This window comes from Mesorhizobium erdmanii (assembly GCF_013170725.1).
In the GTDB taxonomy this organism is placed as follows: Bacteria; Pseudomonadota; Alphaproteobacteria; order Rhizobiales; family Rhizobiaceae; genus Mesorhizobium; species Mesorhizobium erdmanii.
On record NZ_CP033361.1, the window covers coordinates 4195601 to 4215468 of the forward strand.

General features: G+C 62.4%; 14 protein-coding genes. 4 read left to right on the forward strand and 10 right to left on the reverse strand.

The window, feature by feature from the left end:
- Positions 1-10 precede the first annotated feature (10 nt).
- Positions 11-982, reverse strand: coding sequence for an NAD-dependent epimerase/dehydratase family protein (locus EB233_RS20400; protein ID WP_064991456.1), 972 nt, complete (start codon positions 980-982; stop codon positions 11-13).
- A 719-nt stretch (positions 983-1701) separates the two neighbouring features.
- On the opposite strand from EB233_RS20400, the gene EB233_RS20405 reads away from it, so the two are divergent.
- Both EB233_RS20405 and EB233_RS20410 read left to right on the forward strand, forming a co-directional pair.
- Positions 1702-2472 (forward strand): NAD kinase, encoded by a 771-nt coding sequence (locus EB233_RS20405; protein WP_064991648.1) that lies wholly within the window; start codon positions 1702-1704, stop codon positions 2470-2472.
- 192 nt (positions 2473-2664) lie between these two features.
- Positions 2665-4245 (forward strand): DEAD/DEAH box helicase, encoded by a 1581-nt coding sequence (locus EB233_RS20410; RefSeq protein ID WP_064991458.1) that lies wholly within the window; start codon positions 2665-2667, stop codon positions 4243-4245.
- Between the two features lie 67 nt (positions 4246-4312).
- On the opposite strand, the gene EB233_RS20415 is transcribed toward EB233_RS20410, so the two are convergent.
- The 7 genes from EB233_RS20415 to EB233_RS20445 form a co-directional block, all read right to left on the reverse strand.
- Complete coding sequence (locus EB233_RS20415) at positions 4313-4921, reverse strand: hypothetical protein (protein ID WP_064991459.1); 609 nt, start codon at positions 4919-4921, stop codon at positions 4313-4315.
- 248 nt (positions 4922-5169) lie between these two features.
- Complete coding sequence (locus EB233_RS20420) at positions 5170-5820, reverse strand: YiaD family glycine zipper/OmpA-like lipoprotein (protein WP_027051744.1); 651 nt, start codon at positions 5818-5820, stop codon at positions 5170-5172.
- A 150-nt stretch (positions 5821-5970) separates the two neighbouring features.
- Positions 5971-6339: a GFA family protein gene (locus tag EB233_RS20425; protein ID WP_064991649.1), complete on the reverse strand. Its 369-nt coding sequence runs from the start codon at positions 6337-6339 to the stop codon at positions 5971-5973.
- A gap of 210 nt (positions 6340-6549) precedes the next feature.
- A complete protein-coding gene (locus EB233_RS20430) occupies positions 6550-6927 on the reverse strand; it encodes a hypothetical protein (RefSeq protein ID WP_064991460.1) in 378 nt (125 codons plus the stop codon).
- Positions 6928-7205: 278 nt separating this feature from the next.
- A protein-coding gene (prfB, locus tag EB233_RS20435; RefSeq protein ID WP_154674518.1) for a peptide chain release factor 2 occupies positions 7206-8337 on the reverse strand; the annotation gives its coding sequence in 2 pieces (ribosomal slippage) (positions 7206-8270 and positions 8272-8337; 1131 coding nt in all).
- Positions 8338-8463: 126 nt separating this feature from the next.
- Positions 8464-10908: a penicillin-binding protein 1A gene (locus EB233_RS20440; protein WP_064991461.1), complete on the reverse strand. Its 2445-nt coding sequence runs from the start codon at positions 10906-10908 to the stop codon at positions 8464-8466.
- 214 nt (positions 10909-11122) lie between these two features.
- On the reverse strand, positions 11123-12385 hold the full coding sequence (locus tag EB233_RS20445) for an N-acetylmuramoyl-L-alanine amidase (protein ID WP_064991462.1): 1263 nt from the start codon (positions 12383-12385) through the stop codon (positions 11123-11125).
- Positions 12386-13035: 650 nt separating this feature from the next.
- Between EB233_RS20445 and EB233_RS20450 the strand changes: the two genes are divergently transcribed.
- Entirely contained in the window at positions 13036-15987 is a 2952-nt protein-coding gene (locus tag EB233_RS20450) for an Rne/Rng family ribonuclease (RefSeq protein WP_064991463.1), read from the forward strand.
- Positions 15988-16191: 204 nt separating this feature from the next.
- Here EB233_RS20450 and EB233_RS20455 read toward each other — a convergent pair whose 3' ends face one another.
- Positions 16192-17139, reverse strand: coding sequence for a glutaminase (locus tag EB233_RS20455; RefSeq protein WP_064991464.1), 948 nt, complete (start codon positions 17137-17139; stop codon positions 16192-16194).
- Positions 17140-17144: 5 nt separating this feature from the next.
- Positions 17145-18293, reverse strand: a complete 1149-nt coding sequence (locus tag EB233_RS20460) for a pyridoxal phosphate-dependent aminotransferase (protein ID WP_064991465.1) — start codon at positions 18291-18293, stop codon at positions 17145-17147.
- A 147-nt stretch (positions 18294-18440) separates the two neighbouring features.
- Between EB233_RS20460 and EB233_RS20465 the strand changes: the two genes are divergently transcribed.
- Complete coding sequence (locus tag EB233_RS20465) at positions 18441-19832, forward strand: tetratricopeptide repeat protein (RefSeq protein ID WP_064991466.1); 1392 nt, start codon at positions 18441-18443, stop codon at positions 19830-19832.
- Positions 19833-19868: the final 36 nt, after the last annotated feature.

Below are 19868 nucleotides of genomic sequence, written 5' to 3' on the forward strand. Positions count from 1 at the left end.
GCCCAGTCCCTCAGGCGCTTGCCGCCGATCTGCCGTCGGTCGCAATCTGTCGGCGGAACCATTCGAAGGTGCGCTGGATCCCTTCCTCGTAGCCGGTCCTTGCCTCCCATCCAGGCAGAACCTGTCTTGCCAGGGTCAAGTCCGGGCAGCGGTTCGACGGATCCTGCGGAGCAGGCGCATGGTGTTCGATGCGGCTGCCCGGCGCAAGCGAACTGACGAATTTCGCAATCTCGAGAACCGAGACCTCGCGATTGTTGCCGATGTTCAAGGGGCCCTGGTGAGAGACGCTGTCGCGCCAGAAGAAACGCTCCAAGCCATCGACGATGTCGTCGACGTAACCCCAGCTGCGCGATTGCGAGCCGTCGCCGTAGACGGTTAATATGCCTGTGGTCAGGGCTTGGCTTATAAAATTCGAAACGGCGCGGCCGTCATCGATGCGCGTTCGCGGCCCGTAGGTGTTGAACAGCCTGACGACACGGATATCGAGCCCGCTGATCCGTTGCTCTTCGAACAGCAGCGCCTCGGTGCAGCGCTTGCTCTCGTCATAGGAGGCCCGTGGCCCGGTGCAGTCCACAAACCCCCGATAGCTCTCCGGTTGCGGCGACACATGGGGGTCGCCATAGACTTCCGAAGTCGAGGCAAAGCAGAAGCGACCGCCGGGCTTGAGCAGTGACAGAAGATTAAGCGCACCGCCTATATTGGCCCTGATCGTGCGCGCCGGCTCGCGCATGTACCATACCGGCGAAGCCGGCGACGCGAGATGGATGATCTCGTCGAAATCCCGGCCGGCCGTGAACGTTTCGGCATCGGCGATCCGCAGGCTGAACCGCGGGTCCGCGACATGGGCGATGTTGTCGCGCAATCCGGTCCACAGATTGTCGACGACGACAAGCCTCTCCAGGTCATCGCGGCGCAACAGGCGATCGACAAGATGGGAGCCAATGAAGCCACAGCCCCCAGTTACCAACACGCTGCGCGGCATGGGCACTTCCTTCCAGAAACGACAGGAACAGTGCCCTATCAAGACCGAAAGTCTTCTAGCAGTGCTTTCATCGACGTCGCAATTGCAGCGATCAAAACTTGTCTTGCGCCAGCCGATCGCCGGTCGCCCGAGCATGAAACCGTGGCCGGGATATGTGGCGCGGGCGGGTAGGCGTTTTGGTGGGCTACAGCGCCCGTTGCGGGCAAGGCATTGCGGCTGCATCGCCGCAGCGGGAGGCCGTGGGCAACGGCCTGATGCTCCTGCTTTCCGACTGTCGCACAAGAGCGGCGAAAACCAGCGCGAAGCTACCCAGCATGAAAAAGACGATGATCAGGCGTGTTACCGGCAATATGACGGCCTCGTCTGGCTGGTGCGTGCTCCCCCGAAACATCAAGGTCATCCCGGGATCATGCGCACAAATCAAAACTGCCACAGCATCCTTTTGGCATCCCGAAGGATACGGCAATGCTGCGGGCGCCCCCGCGCCATCCATGCCGGCTAACATGATCCATCCATCTTTACGAGACTTTAAGCCCCGTCTTAACCATCACATTCGCACGTGCCCTGTCATGATGCGCGACCTGGCGGCCGCGACGATGGTGTCGCGACATGGCTTTGCCGGCGGCGCAACGGGTCTCTTTGCAGACTTGCCCGCACCATGCTACCCCGGCGCGGGCGCGGCCGGACCGCCGCCGCCAATCGGTCGTGATCGGGGAGCCATGAGCACAGCCAACAGCATCGCCTTCGTCTCGTCCGACACATCCGACGCCAAGGCGGCGCTGGAGAGCCTGTCGGCGCGCTATGGCCAGCGTTCGATCGCCGAGGCCTCGATCGTGGTGGCCCTGGGTGGCGACGGATTCCTGCTGCAGACCTTGCGCGACACGATGGGGACCGGAAAGAAGGTCTACGGCATGAACCGTGGCACCATCGGGTTCCTTATGAATGAGTACCGTTCGGGAGGGCTCACCGAGCGGATCGCGGCCGCGGTCGCCGAAACCATCCGCCCGCTGGAAATGCTGGCCGTCACCTCGGAAGGCGAAACCGTCTCGGCGCTGGCGATCAACGAAGTGGCGCTGTGGCGCCAATCCTACCAGACGGCCAAGATCCGCATCAGCGTCGACGACCAGATACGGCTCGAGGAACTCAGTTGCGATGGCGTCATGATCGCGACGCCGGCCGGGTCCACCGCCTACAATCTTTCCGCGCACGGCCCGATCCTGCCACTCGACGCACCGCTTCTGGCATTGACGCCGGTCAGCCCGTTTCGCCCGCGCCGCTGGCGTGGCGCATTGCTGTCCAACAAGGCAACCGTGCGCTTCGATATTCTGGAGCCGGAAAAGCGGCCGGTGAACGCTGCCGCCGACCACACGGAGGTCAAGGCGGTGACCTCGGTAACGGTGCGCGAGTCGCCGACAGCGACGGCAACCTTGCTGTTCGACCCCAACCACTCCTGGAACGAGCGCATCCTGGCCGAACAGTTCCGGTACTGAGCCGGCACAGAGACAAGCGGCCGGATTAAGCACCGCGATTAAGGTTACAACTTCACAATCGCGCCAATCCCGCCCGTTTCTGTTGACAAATCGCGGACTTGCGCCTAATCGCAATGCCAATCTTGCAGGCGCGTGGCGCTTGCCGCGACGAATAACGTTGCGCCTCCCCGAACCAGCCAAAGACGACAACACTTGTCCTCAGACACCACGATCGCTCAAGAAGCGTTGACCTTTTCAGACCTCGGCCTGTCGCCGAAGGTGCTTTCCGCAGTTACCGATGCCGGCTATACGCAGCCGACGCCGATCCAGGCCGGTGCCATCCCGCACGCCCTGCTCGGCAAGGACGTGCTGGGCATAGCCCAGACCGGCACCGGCAAGACCGCCTCCTTCGTGCTGCCGATGCTGACCCGGCTGGAAAAGGGCCGTGCCCGCGCCCGCATGCCGCGCACCCTGATCCTCGAGCCGACTCGCGAGCTTGCCGCGCAGGTCGAAGAAAACTTCGTCAAATACGGCAAGAACCACAAGCTCAACATCGCGCTCCTGATCGGCGGCGTATCGTTCGACGAGCAGGACAAGAAGCTGGAGCGCGGCGCCGACGTGCTGATCGCGACGCCTGGTCGTCTCCTCGACCACCGCGAGCGCGGCAAGCTTTTGCTCAACGGCGTCGAAATCCTCGTCATCGACGAGGCCGACCGGATGCTCGACATGGGCTTCATCCCCGATATCGAGCGGATCTGCGAGATGATCCCGTTCACCCGGCAGACGCTGTTTTTCTCGGCGACCATGCCACCGGAAATCACCAAGCTGACGGAAAAATTCCTGCACGCGCCGGTGCGTGTCGAGGTTTCCAAGGCTGCGTCGGCCGCCACCAACATTATCCAGCGACTGGTCAAATCGGGCTCCAAGCCTTGGGACAAGCGCGAGACGCTGCGCAACCTGATACGGGCCGAGGACGCGGAGCTGAAGAACGCCATCATCTTCTGCAACCGCAAGATCGAAGTGTCGGAACTGTTCCGCTCGCTGCTGAAGTATGATTTCGATGCCGGCGCCCTGCATGGCGACATGGACCAGCGCGCCCGCATGCAAATGCTGGCCAACTTCCGGGACGGCAAGCTTCGCTACCTCGTGGCTTCGGACGTCGCCGCGCGCGGCCTCGACATTCCCGACGTCAGCCATGTCTTCAACTATGACGTACCGATCCATGCCGAGGACTATGTCCACCGCATCGGCCGCACCGGCCGCGCCGGGCGCTCCGGCAAATCCTTCACCATCGCGACCAAGTCCGACACCAAATACATCGACGCCATCGAACGGCTGATCGGCACCAAGATCGAGTGGCATGACGGCGACCTGTCGACCGTGGTCGCCAGCGAAGGTGAAGACGATGCGCCGCGCCGCGGCAAGGGCGCGCCACGCCGCGCCGGCCGCAAGGACGAAGATCGCAAGGACAGGGGCGAGCGCAAAAAGGGCGGCGAACGTCGCGCCAAACACAGCGAGGAACATGCCTCTAGCCCGGTCGCACAGCAGGAACAGCCCGATGTGGCCGAGACGGCTGTCGCAGACATCGGCGAGCGGCGCGCGCGCAAGGATGCCATCCGCTCGGAAAACAGCGAGCGCAAGGGCTCCGCGGATCGCGCGCCGGAACGCGGCGACACCAGACCGCAGCGCGACAGCAACCGCCCTGCCCGCCATCGCCACCAGGAAGATAACGACACCACCATTGGCTTCGGCGACGACATGCCGGCCTTCATGCGCATCGTCGCCAAGGTCTGATCCCGACCGCTTTCTAGACAGGCCAGCCGGCTTGCCCTTCCGGTAAGCTTCTGGCCCTGTTCAGCCGCTACATTGGGCCCGGCATCATCTTGGTCGGCTTTTCCAGCATCGGAAACTCGGCCTTGCTGCATTTCACGTTCGGATTGGTCGGACTGAACATGCCGTTCGGATTGTCCCTGAACAGCCAGGCATGAAGATCGTAGTGGACGAACTCCCTCGGGATGAGCGGATAGTGTCCCTCCATCGGCCCCATGAAGGTTTGGCCAAACAGCTTCGGCGGCGCTTTGACATCCGGCGTCAGCGGCACCAGCCATTCCGCGCCGACCAACTTCAGGCCCTTCTTGGTTGGCTCGTAGATCAGGACGTTGGGCTTCATCGGGTCGAGTTTCTGGCCGACACTTGGCACATTGACGAAATGGATACCCATGGCGCCCTTCGGGTAATACATCGCGCCCGCTATCTTTTCTCCGCTGTAGTAGACGCAGCCGACCGTCGACAGATAAAGGTCGCGGACGGCGGCCGTATAGTCCTCATATTTGGCGAGCGACTTTTTCAAGGCATCGATATCAGCCTTGCTGGCATCCTCGGCTCGTGCCGTGGCGAGGCCGAACCACACACCGGCAATGCTTGTCAAAACGAGGACGCCGCAGCGCCCAAGGCTGGCTGTTCTTGTCATGCATTCCTCCCAGACTTGCTAATTCTGGCCGTGCAAGACGGAGGCGGAAAATGCTTATCGCGCGGCCAGTTGCACCGCCTCATCCCCTCTGGAACGGCAATAATTCTATTCCTTTGGACGACTGCGGGAAAGCTCTTATTTTAGCAACTACTAATTATAATGAGCGACAAGCTGAAACAGCGCCGATGGCCGGCCAAACAGAAACGGCCCCCGCAAGGAGGGCCGTTTCACATTCATTCGCCGACAGATCAGGTGAGCGGCGACAACTGGATTTCGACACGCCGGTTCTGCTCGCGGCCAGCGGCTGTCGCGTTGGAGGCGATTGGCCGCGTTTTGCCAAAGCCGGTGACGGCAAAGCGACGCTGATCGACGCCCTGGCCGGACAGATAGTTGGCGACGGCCAGCGCACGACGCTGCGACAGGTCGAAATTGTGCTGTTCGCCACCCGTCGAATCGGTGTGGCCGAAAACGTCGACCGTGGTCTGCTTGAACTTCTTCAGCACCAGAGCGACGGAATTCAGCACCGGATAGAAGCCGGGCTTCACCGCGTCCTGATCGACATTGAAGGTGATGTCCGACGGCATGTTGAGGATGATCTGGTCGCCACTGCGGGTGACGCTGACACCAGTACCCTGGAGCTGCCGGCGCAGTTCAGCTTCGTTCTGATCCATGGTGGCGCCGATGGCACCGCCGGCCAGCGCACCGATGCCAGCGCCGATTAGCGCGTTGCGGCGGTCATTGCCGCCGGCAAGCAGGCCAAGGCTGGCACCTGCCAGGGCGCCGAGGCCGGCACCAGCGGCCGTGTTGGAAATCTTCTGGTCGCCCGTATACGGATCGGTGGTGGTGCAGGCGCTCACGAGCAGAGCCGTCGCCACGGCGACGAGCACGGTCTTCTTCATAGATGGTCCCTCTCCAAGTCGCGCCTTTTCTACGGCGCCAAATCAGCCCTTCCCGCGACTTGTACCATGAATTGCGGCAAAAAGCGGAACGGGAAAAGCGACGGCGACGGCTTTTCCAGGGGGCATTTACGTGACGACCGCCTCGCCCAGCTACCAGAGATTCTTGCCGTCGATGACCACCACTTCCACCTTGTCGAGATCGAAATCGTCGAACAGCCGCGAATTGACGCTGATCTTCGGATTGTCGAAATCCGGCTCGCCGGTCGACGAGTCCGGTGTTTCGGTGAACGTGCCGCAGCCGCAAGTGGCGCAGAAACCATGCTTTACGGTTTTCGAGCCCCATTGATAGAAGGCGACGTTTTTCTTTGGCGTGACGAGCTTGAACTGCGATGGAGTGTAATAGGCCCAGAGCGAGCCGCGTTTCGAGCAGAACGAACAGGTGCACTGCGTCACCGTCCGCGGGGCTTCGGAAACCTCGAATGTCGTCGCCTTGCAGTGGCAGCTTCCCTTGATGGTCATCAACATCACCTCTCCATTGTCCGCCGCCTATAAGGCAGGGCACCATAAGGAAACGATCCTGACAACTGTCTGTCACCAGATTCCAAGAATGAACCGGCGACAGCAAACCCTAAAGCACGTCGCGCCGAACCGGATACATGCGGCGCGCTTTAGGCCTTTGACTTTATGCATGTCGTTCGATCAAAACCGATCACTTTTGAGCGACACGCATCAGTAAGACGAGGGCGGCACGAACAGGCAGATGGTCTTGCCGGCATCGAGCCCGGCCTCATGCGCGCACCAGTGGAACTCGCCGTCGGGCGAATTCTTGATGCGTCTGTCGCTGTAGGCCAACACCTCCCCGGTGTCCTTGATGACATAACCTTCCGGACGCTCGCTGATCGAGGTCTGCGACACCTCGTGGCAATCGTAGTTCGCGCAGCAGGCGAACGGGTAGCTCCAGCCTTGCGCCTTTGCTGCGGTCGGCTTGGCGTCATGCGCCAAGGCAGGCGTCGTCAGGACGGCGATCGCAGAGGCCGCGAACAAAGGAAGCAGAAGCTGGCCAACCGATGGAGCGGCGATGGCCGATCGGGAATTGGCGGCAAACATGGGACGTTCCTTTCAAACGAGGTTCAAGCGTTTCGCTTGCCCGTTCCCGGAACGTGTCTTCCCAGCGGCCAATCGTCAGCAGATATGCCGCGACCGGCCATAAATGCTTTTGTCTCCTCCTGCCGCAAATGGTGAGCCGAAATGTGAGTCGGCGCAAGAAATTGCTACGTGGCAGGCTGGCATCGGTTGCGGGCCAGATGGCGCAGAACCGTGCCTTTGATAATGACCCGCTCGTCCCACGAGATGCGAGCGGGCGCAACCGCTTGGTGCGGGGCGCGCTAGTCCAGATCCGCCACAGCCTCACCAGCGCCGCCTTCGATGCGCTGCGACAACGATGCTTCCATAAACTCGTCGAGATCGCCGTCGAGCACGCTCGACGGGCTGGTGCTTTCGACGCCGGTGCGCAGGTCCTTGACCAGCTGATAGGGCTGCAGCACGTAGGAGCGGATCTGGTGGCCCCAGCCGATGTCGCTCTTCGAGGCCTCGGTGGCGTTGGCCACCGCTTCGCGCTTCTTCAGTTCTTCCTCGTAGAGACGCGAGCGCAGCATTTCCCAGGCCTTGGCCTTGTTTTTGTGCTGCGAACGCTCGGCCTGGCAGGCGACCGCTATGCCGGTGGCGATGTGGGTGATGCGTACGGCCGAATCGGTGGTGTTGACGTGCTGGCCGCCCGAACCGGACGAGCGATAGGTGTCGATGCGGACATCGGATTCGGAGACGTCGATCTCTATCCTGTCGTCGACGACCGGATAGACCCAGATACTGGAAAAGGACGTATGACGGCGCGCATTGCTGTCATAGGGCGAAATACGCACTAGGCGATGAACGCCCGATTCTGTCTTCAGCCAGCCATAGGCATTGTGCCCCTTGATCAGCAGCGTCGCGGACTTGATGCCGGCCTCTTCGCCGTCATGCACTTCCAGCACCTCGACCTTGAAGCGGCGGCGCTCGGCCCAGCGCGTGTACATGCGCAGGAGCATTGAGGCCCAGTCCTGGCTCTCCGTTCCGCCGGCGCCCGCGTGGACTTCGAGGTAGGTGTCGTTGGCGTCGGCTTCACCCGACAGCAGCGTTTCGACCTGGCGGGCCTTCGCCTCGCCCTGCATCGAACGGATGGCCGCTTCGGCCTCGGCGATGACGCCTTCGTCGCCCTCTTCCTCACCGAGCTCAATCAGACCGATATTGTCTTCCAGCGCCTGGGTCAGGCCCTTGACCGCCGCGATGCCTTCCTCGAGGCCCTGGCGCTCACGCATCAGCTTCTGCGCTTCCAGCGGTTCGTTCCAGAGGCTGGCGTCCTCTGCCCGCACGTTCAGGTATTCAAGCCGCTTTATAGCCTGATCCCAGTCAAAGATGCCTCCTCAGCAGGGTTATCGCCTGCCTGATCTCGTCGACAATATTCTGCGTTTCCGCGCGCATGGCCTGGTATTTTGTCCTGTTGCTGAAGTGACACTTCGGTCGGCGCGATACATAGGGACGGCGCCGCCATGTGTAAAGCGAAATGGGCCGGCCTCCAGGCCAGCCCAATGTGCGTATTGGCAGCCGTCAGTAGAGACCGCCGCCGCCGTCCTGGATGGCCTGGTTCGCCTGCGGCGACAGTGGGCCGCCCGCCGCGTTGGAGCCGTCAGCGCCCATGCCGATCACCCAATAGCTGTCGGCGGGACCGGTGCCCGGCTTGAAGGCCTCGATGATGGTGCCGGGATCTCCCGACGCGGCACGCATGCCGGTCTTGCGATTGATGGCGATCAAGTTCATCCCGTCGGGAACCTTGAAGTCGACATTGGGCGTGCCGTCCAGCGCCACGCGCATGAAATCCTTGAAGATCGGGGCGGCGAGACCACCGCCGGTGGCGCCATGGCCAAGACCGCGCGGCGTGTCGTAGCCCATGTAGAGGCCGACCACGAGGTTCGGTGTATAGCCAATGAACCAGGCGTCCTTCTCGTCGTTGGTCGTGCCGGTCTTGCCGGCGATGTGGCGGCCAAGTTCACCGATGGTGGCGCCGGTACCGCGTTGCACCACGCCTTCCATCATCGAGGTGATCTGGTAGGCGGTCATCGGATCGAGCACCTGCTCGGAATTGTCGACCAGTTCCGGTTCCGGCTGGTTCTTCCACTCAGGTGCGTTGCAGCCTTCGCAGCCACGCTCATCCTGCTTGAACACGGTCTTGCCGTAGCGGTCCTGGATGCGGTCGATCAGCGATGGTTTGATCGACTTGCCGCCGTTGGCCATGATCGAATAGGCCGAGACCATGCGCATCACGGTCGTCTCGCCGGAGCCCAGCGCCATCGGCAGATATGGCGCCAGATGGTCATAGACGCCGAAACGCTCGGCATATTCGACGACCAGCTTCATGCCCATGTCGTTGGCAAGCCGCACCGTCATCAGGTTGCGCGACTTTTCGATGCCGGAGCGCAGCGTTGCCGGTCCGGCGACGGTGCCGTCATAGTTCTTCGGCGTCCAGGTCGTGTTGCCGCTCTGGATGGTGATCGGCCCGTCCATGATCACGGAGGCCGGCGTGTAACCATTGTCGAGGGCGGCCGAATAGACGATCGGCTTGAACGAGGAACCCGGCTGGCGCATTGCCTGGGTGGCGCGGTTGAATTCCGACTGCGAATAGGAGAAGCCGCCGACCATGGCCAGCACGCGGCCCGTGTGCGGGTCCATGGCGATCAAACCACCTTCCACCTCGGGGACCTGACGCAGGCTATAGGTGTTGTCGGAGCCTTCGTTCTTCTGCACGAAGATGACGTCACCGGGCTTCAGCACGTCGGCGGGCGACTTGGCCTTGACCGTCTTGCCGTCGACCAGATGGCGCATGGCAAAGCCCATATCGTCCTTGCTGACGGTGCCTTCGACGCGCTCCTTGACGATGTCGCCCGACGCCTGGCGCGCGGGCTGCAGGCCGATCGAGAGGCCTGATGCGGAGGAGTCGAGCACAACGGCGAGCGACCATTCGGGAACGTCTTCCAGCCCCTTGACGGCGCCGAGCGGAACGCCCCAGTCGCCAGACACGTCAATCGTCTTCACCGGCCCGCGATAGCCGCGCAGCGTGTCGTATTTCATCAGGCCGTTCTGCATCGCCTTGCGGGCAATGAGCTGGACCTTCGGGTCAAGGGTGGTGCGAATGGACAGGCCGCCTTCATAGAGCGCGTTCTCGCCATAGCGGGCGATGATCTGCCGACGAACCTCCTCCGTGAAATACTCACCGGCGAAGAGATAGGAACCGGTGCGGCGTGGGGCGACACCCAGCGGCTCGGCTTTCGCCTTGGCACCCTCTTCGGGGGTCACGTATCCGTTCTCGACCATCTGGCCGATGACCCAGTTGCGCCGCTCAAGCGCGCGATCGGCATGCTTGAAGGGATTGTAGTTGGCCGGACCTTTCGGAAGCGATGCCAGGTAAGCAGCCTCGGCCACGGTCAGTTCGTTTACCGATTTGTCGAAATAGGTCAGCGCGGCGCCGGCGACGCCATAGGCGTTGAAGCCAAAGAAAATCTCGTTGAGATAGAGCTCAAGGATGCGATCCTTGGAGTAAGCCTGTTCGATGCGGAACGAAAGGATGGCTTCCTTGACCTTACGCTCCAGGGAGCGCTCGTTGGTGAGAAGGAAGTTCTTGGCAACCTGTTGAGTGATCGTCGAACCGCCCTGCATAGGCCCACCCGAAACGTATGTGAGCGCCGCCCGGCCCAATCCGGTTATGTCCACACCAGGGTGGTTGTAGAAATTCTTGTCCTCCGCGGACAGGAATGCCGCTTTGACGCGATCCGGGATGGCTTGGATCGGCAAATAAAGGCGCCGTTCGCGCGCGTACTCCGCCATCAGGGAACCATCCGAGGCATGGATTCGCGTCGTCACCGGCGGCTCGTACTTGGCCAGCACTTCGTAGTCAGGCAGATCCTTCGCCACGTGGCCGATATAGATCGCAACGCCCGCCGCGACCAAAAGGGCCAGCGTCGTGCCGATGCCGAAGAAATAGCCAATGAGACGAATCATACCCGCTCCAGTCCTTGGTTCGGGAATTTCCTAAACGAAGCCGCCTTCCACGCAAGCTTTCGAGCCGGTCCCAAACCGTAATCGAAAACCCATGTCGCCACCATGTGGACAAAATACGGCAAGGCCTGCTTTCGTGACCGCGCGCTTGAAATAAAAGGCCGCGGGTGTTGTCATCCGGCAACGCCGCCTCTGGTTGCAGGCGCCGCAAGGCATGTCAGCCACCGGTTCCCGCGCCGGCCCGGGCGGAAGCGAACAGCGCAACGGCATTGGTGATGCTTTGCGCCGCCTTGCCGCGCCATTCGGCGTCGAGCAGTTGCGCCTCGTCCTTGGCATTCGAGAGATAGCCGAGTTCGACCAGCACGGATGGCACGTCCGGCGCCTTCAGTACCTTGAAGCCGGCGGAACGCTGCGGATTGTTGATAAGGCCGACGCTGGTCGACAACTGGCCGACCAAGGTGTGGGCGAAACTCATCGAAAATGTGTGCGTCTCGCGGCGGATCAGGTCGATCAGGATGTCGGTCACTTCCTTGTTGTCGTCCTTGATGACCATGCCAGCGAACTGGTCGGACAGGTTCTCGCGGTCGGCAAGCGCCTGCGCCTCGGGATCCGACGCCCTGTCGGATACGGTGTAAACGGTGGCACCGCGGATGCCCTTGACGCTGATCGTATCGGCATGGATCGAAATCAGCAGGTCGGCCTCATGCTGACGGGCAATGCGGACGCGGTCGTCCAGGCGCAGATATTCATCGGTGTCGCGGGTCATGAAGACATCGTACTTGCCGATCGCCGTGAGCTTGTCGCGCAGCTCCGTGGCAAAGGCCAGCGTGACGTTCTTCTCGATCGTGCCGTTCAGGCCCTCGGCGCCGCCGTCGACACCGCCATGGCCGGGATCGAGGACGATGGTGAAGCGGTGGCCCGGACTGGAGACTGGCCCGGTGCCGACCCGCCCGCCCTTGTCGGTCGAAACCGTCGAGCTGGTGGTCAGCGCCTGGTTGGCAAGGGCGGCGTCGAACTCCCGCTCGGAGGCGGCCGACATGTCGATGGCAATGCGGTAGCCGGTTCCGTCCTCATTCTTGAGCACATCCAGCTTGTCTACAGCGAACGGTCCCTTGCCGGTCAGTATCAGCCGCGAAACGCCCTCGCCAAGTGCGCCAAGGCGCACGCCCCTGACCAGGCCGCGCGGCTTCAAATCCTTTGCGTCGATGGCCAGCCTGGTATTCGCCAGATCGATGACCAGACGATTGGGGCCACGCAGCAGGAACCATTTAATGTCCGGCTCGCGATCGAAATCCATGACAATGCGCATCTTGGTGGCATCGCCCGCCATCTTGTAGCTTTTTGCCACGAGCGGCGCGTCGGCTGCATTGGCAACAGGAGAAAGGGCCTGGAAAATCGCCGCCAGCAGCAAGAGACAGAAGACGCGCAGAATCCGGCCGCCGACACGACATCCCTTGTCTGTGAAGTCTGCCAGTCCCATCTCTCTTCCAGTCGCTCCCGGTTTGGCGCCAGGCGCCCGGTCGTTTCGTCGAAGTGCCGGTTAGGCCGCGAACTCGATTAACGATTGGTATCCAGAGAAGGTTAACCAAGCCTTTTCACGCAAGGATCGGAACCAGGCTTACGCTACGGAACTGCTTTTTGCCGGCATCGGAAATCGGGGTTGCCTTCCACCCCGCCAAATCATAAAAGCGATAGTGGATCACTGCAATCCTGGAACCGCCCTCCTCCGCAGCTTCCTGCTACAGGGTCAGATGAAAGGCGGCTCCTTTCGCTTCACGCGAAAAGGCTTCAGGTGATTGCGACGAATTTCGCAGGTGTGCTCCCGTGGCGGGGGAATCACCTGCGTGAGGAAAACGGCCGGGTTTGTTCCCGCGCCGGCTCTGTATGAGCAAACAAGCTGGTCCGGTTTCCGGGCTTTGGTTCAAAAGGTTCCGCTGGTGACGATGGCTTCAAGCGCAATCATGGAAAGGTCCGCATCAAACCGCGCCAGTATGGCAGCGGGCGGCACCGCCATGACACGCAGGCACCGTCCGGCGGACATTCAATTATCCGGCACCCACTCTCCAGACACACAGCAGCGGGCTTTGCCTCGCCAGCTGCGGCTGACGGCTGCCGGGGGGAAACGAAATAATGCCCAACAAAATGCTGATAGACGCCTCCCACCCGGAGGAAACACGAGTTGTCGTCGTACGCGGTAACCGTATCGAAGAATTCGACTTTGAATCCCAGGACAAGAAGCAGCTCAAAGGAAATATCTACCTCGCCCGCGTAACGCGCGTCGAACCCTCCCTTCAGGCAGCCTTTGTCGAATATGGCGGCAACCGTCACGGTTTTCTCGCCTTCAGTGAAATACACCCCGACTATTACCAGATTCCGGTCGCCGACCGTCAGGCACTGCTGCGCGCCGAAGCGCAGGAGGCCGAAGACGAAGAGGACGAGGATGGCGACGGCGAAGACCGCCAGAGCCGCGATCGCGGACGGCGCGGCCGCCGGCGCGGCGGCAAGAGCCGCGACCGCGGTGAGCACAAGCGCGATGCCGGCGAGGCAGGCGAAGGCTCCGGCGAGCCAAGCGAAGGCGACGACAGTGGCGACATCGTTGTCGAGGAGATTTCCCACACCTCCGAGATCATCGAACATGCAGCCGATACATCGGAACATTCAGATCGCTCGGGGCATGCCGATACCTCAGGCCATGATGAAGGTTCCGGCGAGCAGGACGAAACCGAAACCCGCGAGGGTGGCCCGACATCGATTGCCGCCGCTGTCGAAGGCGATGTGATTTCCGAGCCCGTCGCTGAGACAGAACAAGGCGCTGAAGCAACGTCCGGCGACAATGATCGCGGCATGCTGGAGGAAGTACAGTCCTCGCATCCGGATGATCACGAAGTCGAATCGGTCGGTGCCGAGGATGCGCTCGAGGAAGTGCGCAACCGCCGCAAGCCGGTGCGCCGCCAGTACAAGATCCAGGAAGTGATCAAGCGCCGGCAGATCCTGCTTGTGCAGGTCGTCAAGGAAGAGCGCGGGAACAAGGGCGCCGCACTCACCACCTACCTGTCGCTTGCCGGCCGCTATTCGGTGCTGATGCCGAACACGGCGCGCGGCGGCGGCATTTCGCGCAAGATCACCAGCGCGGTCGACCGCAAGCGACTCAAGGAGGTGGTTGCCGATCTCGAAGTGCCGCAAGGCATGGGCGTCATCCTGCGCACCGCCGGCGAAAGCCGCACCAAGGCCGAGATCAAGCGCGACTATGAATATCTGATGCGGCTGTGGGAGAACGTGCGCAATCTCACGCTCCAGTCCACCGCCCCTGCCCTCGTCTATGAGGAAGGCAGCCTCATCAAGCGCTCGGTGCGCGACCTCTACAACAAGGACATCGACGAGATTCTTGTCTCCGGCGAGGAAGGCTATCGCGAGGCAAAGGACTTCATGCGCATGCTGATGCCGAGCCACGCCAAGGTGGTTCAGCCGTTCCGCGACACGACACCGATCTTCGTGCGCAACGGCATCGAGGCGCAGCTCGACCGCATGCTACAGCCGCAGGTGACGCTGAAGAGCGGCGGCTACATCATCATCAACCAGACCGAAGCGCTGGTCGCCATCGACGTCAATTCGGGCCGCTCCACCAAGGAGCACTCGATCGAGGACACGGCGCTCCACACCAATCTGGAAGCGGCCGAAGAAGTTGCCCGTCAGCTCAGGCTGCGCGATCTGGCCGGCCTGATCGTCATCGACTTCATCGACATGGAGGAGAATCGCAACAACCGCTCCGTCGAAAAGCGGCTGAAGGATCACCTCAAGAACGACCGTGCGCGCATCCAGGTCGGCCGCATTTCGCATTTCGGCCTGATGGAGATGTCGCGCCAGCGCATCCGCGCCAGCGTGCTGGAATCGACCATGAAGCCCTGTCCGCATTGCGGCGGCACCGGCCATGTGCGCTCCGATTCGTCGGTCGCGCTGATGGTGGTGCGGGCGATCGAGGAATTCCTGCTCAAGGATTCGCGCAGCCACATCACTGTGCGCACGCCCGCGGCGACCGCGCTCTACGTGCTCAACCACAAGCGCGGCACGCTGGTGGAACTGGAAAGCCGCTTCGGCCTGACCATCACCATCGAGGCCGATGATGCGGTTGGCTCGCAGCACTATGCGATCTTCCGTGGCGCTTTGGCCGAAAAGCCCGAGGGCTTCGTCGAGGCGCGCAGCCTGCCGGCCTATGTCGAGGCTGACGAGCCCGAGGACGAGATCGTCGTCGTCGAGGACGATGACGAGGCACCGGCGCAGGCTGAGCAGCCACGCCAGCAGCCGCAGCAGAACCAGCAGCCGCGGGCTGCCGGCAGCGAGGACGGCGAAGGCCGCGACCGCAAGCGTCGCAAGCGTCGCAGGCGTCGCGGCGGTCGTGATCGCGACCGCGAGCATGGCTCGCCTACGGATGGTTCATCCATCTCCGCTCCTCCAGGCGATTTCGCCGGATCGGCGGACGCGGGGGACGACGACGACACCGAAACGGACGACGCCGCTCCGATCGCTGCCAGCGCCTCCGACGAGGCGGTGCAGGCTTCTGATGACAGCCAGGGCAAAAAGCGCCGTCGCGGCAAGCGCGGCGGCAAGCGCAACCGCCGTGAAGACGGCGAAGGCGAGACCGAGGCAAACGCCGGCGAAGCAACCGAGGCTTCAGAGGCTGATGCTTCCGAAAGCGAGCCTGCTTCGATCGAGCCGGTGGCGGTTGCCGCGGCCGAAGAGCCGGTGGCAGCGGTGAGCGAAGAGGTGCCGAGCCCCGAGAAGCCCAAGAAGCCGCGTCGCGCGGCAAAGCCGAAGAAGGCGGCCGCCGAGGCCGTCGCCGAAACGACTGCTGTCGAAGCGGCCGCGGAAACGCCGGTCGAGGCGCCGGTGGCGGTTGCCGAGGAAACGGTGGCGGCTGCCGCGGTGGAAGCGCCTGCGAAGGCGCGGCCGTCGCGACGCAAGCCGGCTGCGATCGATGCACCGGTCGTGCCGGTGGTTTCCTCGACCGTAGCCAATGAACCGGAAGCCAAGGCGGAAGAAAAGCCGAAGCGCGGCGGCTGGTGGCAGCGGAAGGGCTTTTTCTAGGCTTTTCAACTGGCTGAAGTGATTTTCTGATGGAAAATCCCGCGTCGATCGAAGGACGGCGCGGGATTTTTCACATCTGGCCTTGCAAGCGGGTAAAAGGCTAAAGCGCGTCGCGCTGAAACGGATTCAGGCGACGCGCTTTAAGTTTTTGTTTTGATGCATGTCGCTGTCCCAGAACCGCCGCACACTTCTGGGCGACATGCATTAAGGCGCGAAGATCGACCAGTTCATCATCCGGGCCAGCTTCTCCAGCGCGATAGAGCCCAGCTTGGAGTTGCCGTTGGCGTTGAGGCCGGGCGACCAGACGGCAAGCGAAGCTACGCCTGGCACGATGCCCAATATGCCGCCGCCGACGCCGCTTTTTCCCGGAATGCCGACGCGGAAGGCAAAGTCGCCGGAGCCGTCATAGTGGCCGCAGGTCAGCATCATCGCGCCGATGCGCCGTGCCCGCTCGGCCGACACCACGGAATGGCCGGTCGCCGGGTTCTTGCCGCCATTGGCCAGGAAGCGGCCGGCCATTGCCAGCTGCCGGCAGCTCATGGCGATGGCGCAATGGTGAAAATAGACACCGAGCGCCAATTCCGACGCATGATGAAGATTACCGAAGGATTTCATGTAGTTGGCAAGCGCGAAATTGCGATAGCCCGTAGCGCGTTCGGAGGCCGCGACCTCGCGGTCGATGATGATCGTCTCGTCGTCGGCGAGGAACTGGATGAAGCGCAGGATCTCGCCGATCGCCTCGCGCGGCTGGTGACCGGCAAGCAGAATGTCGGAAATGACGATGGCGCCGGCATTGATGAACGGATTGCGCGGAATGCCGTTCTCGTGCTCGAGCTGGACGATCGAGTTGAACGGATTGCCCGACGGTTCGCGGCCGACCCGCTTCCACAAAGCATCGCCGACATTGCCGAGCGCCAGTGTCAAGGTGAACACCTTGGAGATGCTCTGGATGGAGAACGGCTGGTCGGCATCGCCCGCCGTCAGCACGCGGCCGTCATTGGTGACGGCGGCGATGCCGAACTTCCTTGGATCGACCTTGCCCAATTGAGGAATGTAGGACGCGACAGCGCCGCGATCCTCGCGTTCGGCCATTTCGGCGGCGACTTCGGCCAATGCCTGATCAAGTTTGGGGGCCCGTTCGAGTTCCGGCATGGATGCTACCTCAACCAGCGCTCGATGCGCGCCATCGCCTCGACCATGTCGTCGTGGCTGCCGGCATAGGAGAACCGCATCGTGCGGTGGCCAGCCTGGGTGTCGAAATCGCGGCCGGGCGTCGCCGCGACATGCGCCTCGGCCAGCATCTTGCGGGCGAAGGCCATGCTGTCATTGGTGTGCCTGGTGACATCGCAAAACGCATAGAAGGCCCCGTCCATGGGCGCTGCCAGCGGGAAGCCGAGTTCGGGCAGGCGCTTCATCAGCAGATCGCGATTCCCGGCGTAGCGGCCTTTGACCGCTTCCAGCTCGTCGGTCGCGGCAAAGGCTTCGATCGCGGCGATCTGCGACAATTCCGGCGGTGAGATGTAGAGGCTCTGGGCAATGCGTTCGACCGGTCGCACCAGCTCTTCTGGCAACACCATCCAGCCGATGCGCCAGCCGGTCATGCAATAGTATTTCGAGAAGGAATTGATCACTGTCACGCTGTTGCCGAAGGCAAGTGCCGTAGTGTCCGGCGCGCCATAGGCCAATCGGTGGTAGATCTCGTCGGAAATGACGGCGATGCCCAGTGTCTGCGCCATATTGACCAGCGCCCACAGTTCATCGACCGGGATGACCGCACCGGTCGGGTTGGCTGGGCTTGCAAACAGGACGCCCTTCAGCGGCTTCTCGCGGTGCGCCGCCTCCAGATGACCGGCATGCAGATAGGCAGCGTCACCGAGCTCGATCTCGACCACGTCGATGCCGAGCGCCGCCATGATGTTGCGATAGGCGGGGTAGCCGGGCGCGGCGATGGCGACGCGATCGCCCGGATCGAACATCGCCAGGAAGGCTAGGTTGAAGGCCGCCGACGAACCGGTGGTCACCGCGATCCGGCCAGGCTCTACCTCAATCCGGTAGTGATCCGCGTAATGCTCGGCGATCGCCTTGCGCAGCCCCGTCAGCCCCAGCGTGTCGGTGTAGCCTATGCGTCCATCCTGCAAGGCGTTGGCCGCGGCGGCGCGAACCCGTGCGGGCGCCGGATCTGAGGGCTGGCCGACCGCCATGGAGATCACCGGCACGCCCTGGGCCCTCAGCCGGTTCGCCTCGGCCAGCACATCCATGGCGTGGAAGGGCTCGACATTGCCACGGCGTGAGAGTGAAACGACCATTTTATCCCTATCCCGACGGTTGGGCACGCATGCCGTCGAATACGTGCGCCGCACAAATGCCCGATTGATGTGAGGATCACAAGTTGAGGAAGTTTTTCCGGTGCCGACTTTTCATCCTACGCCCGCTCGTCTACCAGTGGACACGTCATGTTGAGCCGACCCAGATCGACGGTTGCCAGGATTGCGCGTGTCTTCACGACGCTTGCGCTTGGCATCGCCGTTGCCACGACGAGTTCGGTCACCGCCTTCGCTCAAAACGTGCCGGTGGTACGCGATGCCGAGATCGAGGCCCTGGTGCGCGACTATGCACGACCGATCTTCAAGGCGGCAGGGCTGGCGAATGACGGCATCGACATCGTGCTGGTCAACGATTCCAGCTTCAACGCCTTCGTCACTGGGCGCCGGCTGTTCATAAACACCGGCGCGCTGATGACGGCCGAGACACCCAACGAGATCATCGGCGTCATCGCGCACGAAGCCGGCCATATCGCCGGCGGCCACCAGCAGAAACTGCGCGACCAGCTCGAGCGCGCCAAGACGATGGCCATCATCGCGACATTGCTTGGCGCCGGCGCCATCGTTGCCGGTGCGACCACCAATAGCCGCGGCCTTGCCGGCGCCGGCATGGGTGTTGCCGCCGGCGGAGGCGAGATGGCACAGCGCAGCATCCTCGCCTACCAACGCACCGAAGAGACGACCGCGGACCGCTCGGCGATCACCTACCTCAACGCCACCGGCCAGTCCGGCATGGGCATGCTGAAGACTTTCGCTCGCTTCCAGAGCGCGCTGTCCCTGTCCGGCACGCAGGTCGACCCCTACCGGATCAGCCATCCGATGCCGCAGGAGCGCATCGCCAATCTCGAAGTGCTGGTGAAGCAAAGTCCCAATGTCGACAAGGTCGACCCGCCGGCGCTTCAACAGCGCCATGACATGATGCGGGTGAAGATCGCCGTCTATATGGAAGGTCAGGCCACGGCGGCGCGGCTGATGCAAAAGATGCGGGGCAGCCTCGCGGCACTGTATGGCGATGCCCAATCGACCTATCTTTACGGTGATATCACCAGCGCACTCGCCAAGGCGAATGCCCTGATCAAGGCGCAGCCCAAGAACCCCTATTTCCAGGAATTGCGCGGCGACATCCTGATGAAGGCGAACAAGCCGAAGGACGCGGCGGAAGCCTACGCGAAAGCGGTCAGCCTCGATCCGGCGCGATCCGGTTTGCTGCCCGTCTCGCTAGGCCAGGCGTTGATGGCAGTCGGTACGCCCGATTCGCTCAAGAAGGCCGTCGTGCAGATCAACAATGGTCTCGGACGCGACAAGGAGAATTCCGAGGGGTATCGTTATCTGGCGCAGGCTTATGGCGAGTTGGGCGACATACCCGGCGCCGAGCTTGCGACCGCCGAAGGTCACTTCTATTCCGGCGATTACAAGGATGCGAAGATTTTCGCCATGCGGGCGCAGCAGCAGATGAAGCGCGGGGAGCCGCGTTGGATACGGGCCCAGGATATCATAAACTACAAAGCGTCAAGCAAGATCTAGTGAACCTTCCGCTCACGCGCCGCGACACAGCCGGAC